General features: G+C 64.0%; 11 protein-coding genes and 1 pseudogene. 6 read left to right on the forward strand and 6 right to left on the reverse strand.

Annotation, left to right across the window (positions count from 1 at the left end):
• Positions 1 to 15: 15 nt before the first annotated feature.
• Positions 16 to 161, forward strand: a pseudogene (locus ACK59L_RS20775) (transposase); the annotation flags it as partial.
• Positions 162 to 231: 70 nt separating this feature from the next.
• On the opposite strand, the gene hrpB reads toward ACK59L_RS20775, so the two are convergent.
• Positions 232 to 2,751, reverse strand: a complete 2,520-nt coding sequence (gene hrpB, locus ACK59L_RS20780) for an ATP-dependent helicase HrpB (protein ID WP_409275762.1) — start codon at positions 2,749 to 2,751, stop codon at positions 232 to 234.
• A 117-nt stretch (positions 2,752 to 2,868) separates the two neighbouring features.
• Here hrpB and ACK59L_RS20785 point away from each other — a divergent pair, with 117 nt between their 5' ends.
• Together ACK59L_RS20785 and ACK59L_RS20790 are read left to right on the forward strand one after the other, a co-directional pair.
• Positions 2,869 to 3,288: a polyribonucleotide nucleotidyltransferase gene (locus tag ACK59L_RS20785; protein WP_409275764.1), complete on the forward strand. Its 420-nt coding sequence runs from the start codon at positions 2,869 to 2,871 to the stop codon at positions 3,286 to 3,288.
• Between the two features lie 21 nt (positions 3,289 to 3,309).
• Entirely contained in the window at positions 3,310 to 4,179 is an 870-nt protein-coding gene (locus ACK59L_RS20790; RefSeq protein WP_409275766.1) for a cation diffusion facilitator family transporter, read from the forward strand.
• Between the two features lie 4 nt (positions 4,180 to 4,183).
• On the opposite strand, the gene ACK59L_RS20795 is transcribed toward ACK59L_RS20790, so the two are convergent.
• A complete protein-coding gene (locus ACK59L_RS20795) occupies positions 4,184 to 4,978 on the reverse strand; it encodes a DUF6515 family protein (RefSeq protein WP_409275768.1) in 795 nt (264 codons plus the stop codon).
• A 396-nt stretch (positions 4,979 to 5,374) separates the two neighbouring features.
• Between ACK59L_RS20795 and ACK59L_RS20800 the strand changes: the two genes are divergently transcribed.
• A complete protein-coding gene (locus tag ACK59L_RS20800) occupies positions 5,375 to 5,851 on the forward strand; it encodes an Lrp/AsnC family transcriptional regulator (RefSeq protein ID WP_023534579.1) in 477 nt (158 codons plus the stop codon).
• 54 nt (positions 5,852 to 5,905) lie between these two features.
• The gene (locus tag ACK59L_RS20805) at positions 5,906 to 6,109 is read left to right on the forward strand and encodes a DUF2788 domain-containing protein (protein WP_023534618.1); all 204 of its coding nucleotides are present in this window, start codon (positions 5,906 to 5,908) and stop codon (positions 6,107 to 6,109) included.
• Positions 6,110 to 6,145: 36 nt separating this feature from the next.
• On the opposite strand, the gene ACK59L_RS20810 is transcribed toward ACK59L_RS20805, so the two are convergent.
• The 3 genes from ACK59L_RS20810 to ACK59L_RS20820 all read right to left on the reverse strand — a co-directional run bounded on the left by ACK59L_RS20810 (position 6,146) and on the right by ACK59L_RS20820 (position 10,010).
• Entirely contained in the window at positions 6,146 to 6,784 is a 639-nt protein-coding gene (locus ACK59L_RS20810; protein ID WP_144966915.1) for a pseudouridine synthase, read from the reverse strand.
• A 6-nt stretch (positions 6,785 to 6,790) separates the two neighbouring features.
• Positions 6,791 to 8,254, reverse strand: a complete 1,464-nt coding sequence (gene amn / locus ACK59L_RS20815) for an AMP nucleosidase (RefSeq protein ID WP_023534634.1) — start codon at positions 8,252 to 8,254, stop codon at positions 6,791 to 6,793.
• A gap of 112 nt (positions 8,255 to 8,366) precedes the next feature.
• Positions 8,367 to 10,010, reverse strand: coding sequence for an acyl-CoA dehydrogenase family protein (locus tag ACK59L_RS20820; RefSeq protein ID WP_409275771.1), 1,644 nt, complete (start codon positions 10,008 to 10,010; stop codon positions 8,367 to 8,369).
• A 296-nt stretch (positions 10,011 to 10,306) separates the two neighbouring features.
• Between ACK59L_RS20820 and ACK59L_RS20825 the strand changes: the two genes are divergently transcribed.
• Complete coding sequence (locus ACK59L_RS20825) at positions 10,307 to 10,708, forward strand: PAAR domain-containing protein (RefSeq protein ID WP_409275773.1); 402 nt, start codon at positions 10,307 to 10,309, stop codon at positions 10,706 to 10,708.
• 135 nt (positions 10,709 to 10,843) lie between these two features.
• On the opposite strand, the gene ACK59L_RS20830 is transcribed toward ACK59L_RS20825, so the two are convergent.
• On the reverse strand, positions 10,844 to 11,092 hold a 249-nt coding region (locus ACK59L_RS20830; protein ID WP_409275775.1), incomplete at its 5' end, for a hypothetical protein.

Below are 11,092 nucleotides of genomic sequence, written 5' to 3' on the forward strand. Positions count from 1 at the left end.
GAAAGGAATTCTGTGATGGCAAAGCGTTACGAACTCTCGGGCGAGGCCTGGGGCGTGGTCTCCGATCTCTTTAGGGAACCCATGGCCGAGGGCGGCCGCGCCTGAGCGATCGCCTGATGCTTAATGGCGTGCTCTGGATGCTCTGCTCGGGTGCTGCGTGGCCGCAATGTCGACGCTGTTGGCGTCATTGAGACAGCGCTGCCGGGCTCAGCACGCCCTTCTCGAGGTTGGCTATTTCCTGGGCTTTGCCCTGGCCGTCGCTTCGGCTACCAGCGGGTCTTCAGGCCAATAATGCTTCGGGTATCGCCCCTTCAGATCCTTCTTCACCTCCACGTAAGTGCTGCGCCAGAAGTTCGCCAGATCCTGGGTGACCTGCACAGGCCTGCGAGCCGGCGACAGCAGGTGCAGCACAAGCGGCTGCCTGCCCTGGGCGATGCGTGGGGTTTCTGCCAGGCCAAACAGCTCCTGAAGCCGCACGGCCAGGATGGGCGGATGCTGCGAATAGTCGATACGGATATTCGAGCCGGACGGCACCTGGATCGCCTGGGGCGCCTGGGTGTCCAGCTCCTGTGGAAGCGGCCAGGGCAGGAGGTTTCTGATGATCGAGGGCAGGTCCAACTGGCTGAAGTGGCTGAGCCTCGTGACTTTACCCAGGTAGGGCGTGAGCCACTGGTCCAGCGTGTCCAGCAGGTTGGCATCGCTCAGGTCAGGCCACTTGCTGTGTGCCTGGCCACCCTCGATATCCAGTTGGCGCAGCAGACCCACCCGGGCCTGCCACTGCCGCAGTTCAGGGTTCCAGGGCAGGAGCTCGATGCCCTTGCGCCTTACCAGGTTGACCAGGGCAAGCGAACGGGTGTGCTCATCAAGACTCGGCAGCGCTTTCGTCGACAAGATCAGCTGCCCCACCTTCAACTGCCGCTCAGCCTTCAGCACCCCTTCCCTTTCGTCCCAGTCAACCTCATCGACAGACTTCACAAGGTCAGCCAGCTCGTCATCGAACAGAGCAGGCTCGAGGTCACTCGCCAGGTAGATCCGCTCCTCGCGCTGCCCTTGTCGGCTACCCAGGTCGGCGACCACCAGCCACTCATGCTTGGTGAGCGCATCGGGCTCTGAGAACACCGCGGCACGACCGTTGGAAAGACGGTATTCGGATGCACTTGCACGCCTCTGCTGGCCGATTCGGTCAGGGTAGGCAAACGCCAGGAGACACCCTGCCCACCGTGGGTGATCGGGCTCGCTGACAGGGCTGGAGGCCTTCCCACGCAGTAGGGATCGGTACTGCCGAGCCGACTGCTTCACCCGCTGGAGAGAACCGCCACTGCGACGTGAATGTTGCTCCCCTGACAGGGCACTCAGCCGGGTGTGAAGGTCAGCACCGGCCCCACGCAGAATGTCCTTTTCGCCCAGCAAGGCCGCGATGTTGCATGCGAGGTCATCCAGGCCCATCGCATTGCCCTTGATGAGCATGTGGGCGATCCGGGGGTGGGCTGGCAGCGCGCTCATGGCCGCACCGTGTGGGGTGAGCTGCCCAGCATCGTCGAGTGCGCCCAGGCGCTTGAGCAAGTCTCTGGCTTGAGCGAATGGCGCTGCTGGCGGTTGGTCGAGCCAGGTCATCTCTTGCGGCTTCATGCCCCATCGGGCCAACTGGAGCGCCAAGGCTGCCAAGTCTGCCTGCAGGATTTCAGGGGTGCTGTAGCCGGCCATCTGTTCGTGCTGGGACTGCGACCACAGCCGATAGCAGACGCCTGGCTCCAGGCGCCCAGCCCGCCCCGCACGCTGGGTAGCGCTGGCTTTGGAAATGCGCTGTGTGTCGAGTCGGGTCATGCCGCTGCGGGGGTCGAACCTGGGCACTCGTTCAAGGCCGCTGTCCACCACCACCCTCACCCCTTCGATGGTCAGGCTGGTCTCGGCGATGTTCGTGGCCAATACGATCTTGCGCGACCCCTTGGGTGCGGGGTCTATCGCCGCACGCTGCGCATGCAGGTCGAGATCACCGTACAGCGGGCACACGATCACCTCTGGACGGCTGCCGAGCTGCGCCTTGAGGTCCTCTGCCACCCGTCGAATCTCTGCCTGCCCCGGCAGGAAAACCAGAAGGCTGCCAGGTTGCTCATCGATCGCGGCCAGGCACGTGTCCGTGATGCGCGCATCGATTCGCTCGCCCGGCTGATAGGGGCTGCCCCATACCGTCGTGACGGGATACATCCGCCCTTCGCTGGTGACCACGGGTGCATCGTTCAGCACCTTCGAAAGGCGAGCACCCTCCAGCGTTGCAGACATCAGCAGCAGCTTGAGCGGGGGTTCATCGCGCAGCAGTTCACGGGCGCTCAGGCACAGCGCCAGCGCCAGGTCAGAATCGAGGTTGCGCAGGTGGTACTCATCGAAGATGACTACCCCCACACCCTCCAGCGCCGGGTCATCCTGAAGCCGGCGAGCCAGGATGCCTTCGGTGACCACTTCGATCTGCGTACGCGGCCCTACCTTGCTTTCAAGGCGAATGCGGTAACCGACCGTCTCACCCACCTGCTCACTCAGCTCACTGGCCAAACGCTCCGCTGCCGCCCGCGCAGCCAGTCGGCGGGGTTCGAGCATCAGGATCTTTTGCCCGGCCAGCCAGGGTTCATGCAACAACGCCAGGGGCACCCGAGTGGTCTTGCCAGCACCCGGGGGCGCTTCGAGGATCACTTCATTGCGACTGGCCAGGGCCTGTCGCAGATCTGCCAGTACAAGGTCTATAGGTAATGAAATCATGGTGGCCCTCGAACAAGCAGGCGAGTATAACGGCGAACCGACGTTGTCCTATCATGGTCTTAACCGCGGGCTCAGGCGCCTTGCCTGGCCTGCCGAACGCCACGCCCGGAGATTTACATGCGCATTGCTTCCCGCCTGATCGGTGCTGCCCTCGTGGGCACCTTGCTGACGCAACTGACGGCTTGCGGCTCTATCTTCTATCCAGACCGTCGCGGCCAAATCGACGGCAAGGTCGACCCGGCGATCGCCGTGCTGGATGCTGTTGGCCTGTTGTTCTACGTCATCCCAGGGCTGATCGCCTTCGGCATCGACTTCGCCACCGGCGCCATCTACTACCCGCCAGGGCAGACCGCGCAGGTGGACCCTGCCAAGCTCAAGCACGCCGTCAATGCCGATGGCACCGTGGACAACCTCAAGCTGCAGGCCATCCTGGAAAGCGAACTGGGGCAGCGCCTGCCGCTGGACGACCCACGCCTGATCCAGCACCGCGGCAGTGCTGAACAACTGGCCAGCCTGGGGCTGGTACCTGCCGCCTGATGCCAAGGACAACCGCCTGACATGACCACCTCGGCCGAACACAAACGGTTACTCCGCCTGGCCACGCGCGCCTCCCTGGCGGTGGCCAGCATCCTGGTGGTCAGCAAGGCGCTGGCCTGGTGGTTGAGCGGCTCGGTGAGCCTGCTGGCCGGGTTGACCGATTCGGCCCTGGACGCCGTGGCGTCCTTCCTCAACCTGCTGGCCGTGCACTACGCCCTGCGCCCGGCCGATGACGACCACCGCTTCGGGCATGGCAAGGCAGAAGCCCTGGCCGGTATCGCCCAGGCGCTGTTCATCGGCGGCAGTGCCGTGCTGATCGCCTTGCAGGCGTTGGAGCGTCTGCGCAACCCGCAGCCGTTGGGCGATACCGCCATCGGCATCGGGGTGATGCTGTTGTCGTTGGTGCTGACCGTCGCGCTGCTGGCCCTGCAACGCAAGGTCATCCGCGCCACAGGCTCCACGGCGGTACGCGCCGATTCCCTGCACTACCGCTCCGACCTGTTGCTCAACGGCAGCATCTTGCTGGCATTGCTGCTGGCGCGCTTCGGCTGGCCGCAACTCGATGCGCTGTTCGGGTTGGGCATCGCGTTGTACATCCTGTGGAGCGCCCTGCAGATCGCACGCGAAAGCACGGCGATTCTCATGGACAAGGAGCTGCCCGTGGATGTCAGTGAAGACATGGCCAGCCGCGTGCTGGCTATCGATGGCGTGCTGGGCGTGCACGACCTGCGCACCCGGGTATCGGGCAACCAGTGGTTCGTGCAGTTGCACATCGAGCTGCCTGGGCAACTGCCGCTGCATCACGCCCATGGCCTGTGCGTGCAGGCCTCGGAGGTGATCCGCCAGCAGTACCCCAAGGCCGATGTAATGGTGCACGCCGACCCGGTGTAGCCCTTCAGTTGATGCTGTAGCCCCGCCCGGACAAGCACGCGCCAAGCGCCCGCTGGTAGGTGCTTGCAACCGCAGGCGCCGGCGCATAGGCAGCCATGGCAGGATCGAACCCCGATTGGCTGACCGCCCAGCGGTGGCACTGGTAGCGATCCTGGTCCTGCTGTTCCTGCCCTTGCCCATAACGCGGATAAGCCACCACGTCATACCCCGGCGCCGCTGCTGGCGCAGGTTCAGGGGGATTGACCACCACGTACTCGCGACTGTTTTCCAGGTACCGATAGTAGGTGTCGGCGACCAGGTACATCATCGCACCGTCCACGCGGAACTTGTGCGCATAGGGCGGCAGGTAGCTGACTCGCGCACCTGGGGGCGGCACCACGACCTGGTAACCCCGTTCCCAGGGGCGGTACCAGTATCCACCCGAGTAGAAATAGTCCTGCCCTAGGTAGGGCACCTTCCAGAAGCGGTCAGGGAACCGGTCCACGGTCTGGCCGGGCCGGTAGTGCGGGCCGGGGCCCCAGCCTTCACCGTGGCCACCAGGGCGGCCCTGCCACCGCGGGCCATCACCGGGGCGGCGGGGAATATCCTGGTAGAACCCCAGCCGTGGGGGCTGCGTCTGACCGACTTCGTCACGTGAATTGAGCGCACGCCCAGGCGCGGGCCCTGCCTCGATACCTGGCCCTGTGGCGGCGGGGGGCAACGCACCTGGGCCGTCGTTGGGCCCGGCCGCCAGGGCTGCCACGCTGATGCCCATGCCCAGCAAACCAACACCTGCCCACTGCCAGATGTGCGACTTCATGGTAGTCCTCTCGACGGGATAACGGCTGACTGCGCCAGTCTACCGCGCCCCACCGCGCCGCCCATTAAATTTCAGCCATGAAAAAAGGGAGGCCATATGGGCCTCCCTTCAGCAATTGTCGTCCGTGCTCGGCGCTTGTGGCCCCGGCTCACCTCACACCGTCTTCTGGAAGGTGCGTAGCCCGGGGGCCTGGCCCATCCTGTTGGATGGCTTGGCCGCGAGCGCCCGTCTGGGGCGCATCGCCGTGGACTGATGTCCGGGCAGTGATTCTGGTGATAAAGATACCGGGCGCGCACCGGCACGGGATTGCGAAGATTGCTCAGATAAATAGCACTTGCGCAATTTTTAACCCTGGATTGATAATTCGCCGCAATCCGAACAGAAAAGGCATGATTCATGAGCAAGCTGGACCGATACGACCTGAGCATTCTGGCTGAATTGCAGCGTGACGCGCGCATCTCCAACCAGGAGCTGGCCGAACGCATCGGCCTTTCACCCTCACCCTGCTCGCGCCGCGTCAAGCAACTCGAAGACGATGGCTACATTTCCCGCCAGGTGGCCTTGCTCGATCGCAAGAAGCTGGGTTTGAGCCTCACCGCCTACGTGCTCATCGGCATGGACCGGCACACCCCCGAGCGCTTCGAAACCTTCGAGGCCACCATCCGCAATCTGCCCCAGGTGCTGGAATGCAGCCTGGTGACCGGGATGGACGCTGACTACCAGCTCAAGGTCGTCGTGCCCGACATGGACCATTACCAGAAGCTGCTGCTCGGTAGCCTCACGCGCATCGAGGGCGTCACCAGCGTGCGTTCAAGCTTCGTGCTCAACCAGGTATTGGCCAGCACCGAACTTCCATTGACCCACCTTCGCTGATCGGTTGCCACCTCACGCGTATACTTGCCCCCTCAACCCGCCTGGAGCACTGCAATGGATCCTGCCGTATTCGAAGAGTGGATGATGATCATCCTGGTGACCGCCTTGATCGGCTTCATGGGCTTCATCGTCTGGGACCTGGCGAAAAAATCCCAGGCGGGGCGGTTCGGCACCCTGATCCTGTTCTTCGTGCTCGGCCTGGGTGTGCTGGCGTTCATCATCAAGAGCGTGGTGGTGGGGTTCATCGAGGGGGTGTAGCCAGCGCGGTCGTCACGTCCGCGCTGGCCATGACGCCTAGCGCCGCAGGGTCGGCGCCACCTCGCGCCAGCAGCCCTGCTCCAGCCCATCGAGTGCCCAATCGCCAATGCGCACGCGCACCAGGCGCAAGGTGGGCAGGCCCACAGCGGCGGTCATGCGCCGTACCTGGCGATTGCGGCCCTCGCGAATCACCAATTCAAGCCAACGGGTCGGGACGCTTTTACGAAAGCGTACCGGCGGGTTGCGCGGCCACAGCGCGGGCTCTTCCAGGCTGCGGGCCTCGGCGGGCAGCGTTGGCCCGTCATTGAGCTGCACGCCTTCGCGCAGCTGGCGCAGCTGCTCCTCGGTGGGCTCGCCCTCGACCTGCACCCAATAGGTCTTAGGCAGTTTGTGTTTGGGGTCGGCAATACGCGCCTGCAGGGCGCCGTCATTGGTCAACAGCAGCAGGCCTTCACTGTCCCTGTCCAGCCGGCCGGCGGGGTAGACGCCCGGGATGTCGATGAAATCCTTGAGCGTGGCCCGCCCCTCGCCGTCGCTGAACTGCGTCAGCACGTCAAAGGGTTTGTTGAACAGGATCAATCGCGGCTCGGCGGGTGGCGCCTTGGGCTGGCGATGAGCGCCAGGCGCAGGCCGCCCCTGAGGGCGGCGCGGCTTGGAACGGGGTGGCAGTGACATGGATCCTCAGCGGAACGGCGGCTCGTCGAAGCTGCGCAGTTTACGCGAGTGCAGCGAATTGAGCTCGGTGCGCAACAGATCCAGCGCCGCAATACCGATCTTAAGGTGCTGGCTGACCGCGCGGTTGTAGAACGCGTTGGCCGAGCCCGGCAGCTTGATCTCGCTGTGCAGCGGTTTGTCGGACACGCACAGCAAGGTGCCGTACGGCACCCGCAGGCGATAGCCCTGGGCTGCGATGGTGCCGCTTTCCATGTCCACGGCAACGGCGCGGGACAAGTTGATCAAGGGCCGTTCCTGAGCCCAGCGCAGCTCCCAGTTGCGGTCGTCGTAGGTCAGCACGGTACCGGTGCGCAGGCGCTTCTTGAGCTGCTCGCCCCGCTCGCCGGTCACCTGGGCGGCGGCTTCCTGCAGGGCCAGTTGCACCTCCGCCAGCGCCGGGATTGGAATGTTCGGCGGCACCACCCGGTCGAGGATGCCGTCGCGGCGCATGTAGGCGTGGGCCAGCACGTAGTCGCCAATGGTCTGCGACTGGCGCAGCCCGCCGCAGTGCCCGATCATCAGCCAGCAATGCGGGCGCAGCACTGCCAGGTGATCAGTGATGTTCTTGGCGTTGGACGGGCCGACGCCGATGTTGACCAGCGTGATGCCATCGCCGTCCCCTGCAATCAGGTGGTAGGCCGGCATCTGGTAGCGGTGCCAGACCACACCGGCGACCAGCGCCTGGGCCTCGCCGTGGTCCATGCTCTTTTCGATCACCACGTTGCCCGGCAGCACCATGCGCACGAAACGCGGATCATCGCGCAACTGCTCAAGGCCATGGCTGATGAACTGGTCCACGTAACGGTGATAGTTGGTCAGCAGGATCCAGGGCTGCACGTGGCGCCAGTCGCTGCCGGTGTAGTGCACCAGGCGCCGCAGCGAGAAGTCCACGCGCGCGGCATCGAACAGGGCCAGGGGCAAGGTATCGGTGCTGTCCCAGTCGTAGAGCCCATCGGCGATGTTGTCGGTGGCTGAGGACAGGTCAGTGCTGGGGAACACCCGCGCCAGCTGCGCGGCCGTGATGCCGCTGCCGGCCAGCTCGTCGCCCTGGTCCACCACGTACGGATACGGGATGGGCTGCTCGCTGACCCCCACTTCAACCGTGACGGTGTAGTCGTGCATCAGCGGGCGCAGTTGCTCCAGCAGGTAGCCGCGAAAAGCAGCCGGCTGGGTGATGGTGACGCTGTAGGTGCCAGCCACCTGGACCTTGGCATAGGCCCGCGTGGTGGCAGCGACCTCACCATTGCTGTGGTAGGTCAGGCGCAGCGCCGGGTAGCGGAACAGGTCACGCTCCTGGGCGTCGGGCTCGGTGCGGTCCTTGAGGTAACGCTTGAGGGCCTGGCTCAGGGCACCGGTGGCCTGCTCATGCAAGGCCGCCAGACGATCGACGGCCTGTTCGGGAGTATCAACGACTTCAAACGCGTGGCTCACACTGTGCTTCCTGTCTGGACATGCATGCGAACCATCTTGCCTGCCTTCTTGGGTAAATTCATCCCCTTGATGATGCAGGGAGGCGCAGCTGGGGCGTACAGGGCCGGCCTGGTCAGTTGGCCATGGCCCGCGCCATCACGGCCTGCACGTCCACACCGTGCGGCAGCGTGCCATAGGTGCGCCCCGTCCCTGTGAGGCGACTGGCAATGAACGCATCGCTGACCGCAGAATGACCAGCCTCCAGCAGCAACTTGGCCTGCAAGGCCAAGGCGATGGCCTCGGTCAGTTGTCGCGCCCGATACTGGATATCGCCCGTGTCAAGAAACGCATCCTTCAGGTTGACGATGTAGGTGGCCAGGCGCTTGTCGCCGTGCCCGTCACCCAGTTCGGCGAACAACGCCTCCAGCACACCCGGCTCCTTGGACAAGGCGCGCAGCACATCCAGGCACTGCACATTGCCTGAACCCTCCCAGGTCGAGTTGACGGGCGCCTCGCGGTAAAGCCGCGGCAGGATGCTGTCCTCCACATACCCTGCCCCGCCCAGGCACTCGGCCGCTTCGTTGATCATGGCCGGGGCGCGCTTGCAGATCCAGTACTTGCCTACCGCCGTGACCAAGCGCGCGAAATGCGCCTGCTGGGGGTCGTCGAGTTGCTCGAGGGCGTGGCCCATGCGCAGGCTCAGGGCCAATGCCGCTTCGCTTTCCAGCGCCAGGTCGGCGAGCACGTTCTGCATCAGCGGCTGCTCGGACAACAGGCGGCCCGCCACCTGCCGATGCGCACAGTGGTGCAGGGCCTGGGTCAGCGCCTGACGCATCAGGGCACTGGAGCCGACCATGCAGTCGAAACGGGTCATGGCCACCATTTCGATGATGGTCGGCACGCCCCGGCCCTCCTCACCGATCATCCAGGCCAGCGCACCGCGAAACTCCACTTCGCTGGAAGCGTTGGAGACATTGCCCAACTTGTCCTTCAGGCGCTGGATGTAGAACTGGTTGCGGGTATCGTCCGGGCGGTGGCGGGGCAGCAGGAAGCAGCTCAGGCCGCGCTCGGTCTGGGCCAGGACCAGGAAGGCATCGCACATCGGCGCCGAACAGAACCACTTGTGACCGACCAGCTCGTAGGCCTGGCCGGGCCCCGGCGCGCCCACGGGGTAGGCGCGGGTGGTATTGGCGCGTACGTCCGTGCCGCCCTGCTTCTCTGTCATGGCCATGCCCAACGTGACGCCGGCCTTGTGCCGATCGCCGACGTTGCGCGGGTCATATTCACGCGACAGCGCCTTGGGCAGCCAGTAGTGGGCGATCTCCGGTTGCAGGCGCAGGGCCGGCACCGCAGCGAAGGTCATGGTCAGTGGGCAGCCCGTCCCGGCCTCGGCCTGGCTGTGCAGGTAGGTCATCGCCGCGCGGGCCACATGGGCGCCCGGGCGCGGCTCGGCCCAGGGCAGCGACGGCAGCCCATGCTCGACGGCGGTACGCATCAAATGGTGATAAGCGGGGTGAAATTCGACCAGGTCGATGCGATGGCCGTATCGATCATGGCTGCTGAACACCGGCTTGTGCGCATTGGCCAGAAAGCCTGCCTGCATCAACGGCCCACCGGCCAGCGCGCCGTACGCATCGATCCGCGACAGCGCCCAGTCGGCGCCAAAGCGCCTGGACCACTCCTGTAGCGGCAGGTCCAGGCGGTACAGGTTGACTCCGTCCAGCGGTGGCGGCTGGTTGGTGACCTCGTGGGTTTCAGCGTACTGGTGCAGGTTCATGGAGGCGCTCCTGAATCCGGGCAGGCGTGAGATACCCAGTGAAGCACTGTCTGGTCGGTGGACAAAGGGGCATTCCTGACTAAAGGCAGGGGTACGTGATGAGCGGCGCTTTTGAGACCTGCATTATCGGGGCTGCCAGCGGCGTGTTCGTGCGACGCCCGAACAGGTGAGGCCGTCAAGAACTTGTAATCCGGTTCTCAATCGTCCGTGGGAGTCTTCCTAGAAGCTGAATCAAGCGCACATAAGTGGATACCGCCTGCTAGGTTGCGGGTTCTTTCATGAACAGCAGGCAAGCCATGAGTATGCGCATCAGCATCCTGGGTCGGTACCAAGGCCTGGACAGCGATGAAACCACCACCGGCGCCATTTGCATTGCCGGGCAATCCAGAGGTCGCGTCCATGGCCGCAACTGGCTGCTGCAAGGCGACAAGACCACGCCCTGCCCCCGCTGCGGGCAACCTGGCACGCTGGTGGAGGGCGAGCCCCGATGGAAGCAGGACGGCATACCTACGGTCCTTGACGGCGCATTGGTGGAGTGTGGGTGCCCTACAGGCAGCAACCGCGTAATTGCAGGCGGATCTGCAGTACCTGCAACGTTCAGGGCACCTGCATCTGAACCGGTCAGTGACGCGCTGCGACATCCTCAAGCACGCGATAGGGCGATCAGTCCGGAGCGGTTCCGGGACGCCGCGCCTTGATGAATGATCTTGACAATACGCTGAAATTATTTTGGGTGGCCTCCCCATTTGTCCTGGGCTTCACCGCGCTCGCAATGGACCTGCACATCGCATGTTCCAAAGGATATGCAACCATGACCACAGCGCAGTCCATGCTTAGCTGTTTTTGTCGCAACATGGGGCAATAAAAGCGTGCGTGCAAGAATGCTCGTGATTTTTTTGGTAGCGGGCGCCATAACCTCTCCAAAATACAGCATCCGTAAAGGCGCGCTTGATCCCCGAGACTATGATCAATTTCCATCTCGTTTGAAAATACAGATCATCACAGCGTCCTGGCTTAATACCATAGCCGGCTTCTGGCTTTTTGTAATTTGTTTGATCTACGGATAACAACGTTACCGACCC

It is taken from the genome of Pseudomonas sp. KCJK9111, assembly GCF_046231935.1.
GTDB lineage: Bacteria > Pseudomonadota > Gammaproteobacteria > Pseudomonadales > Pseudomonadaceae > Aquipseudomonas > Aquipseudomonas parafulva_B.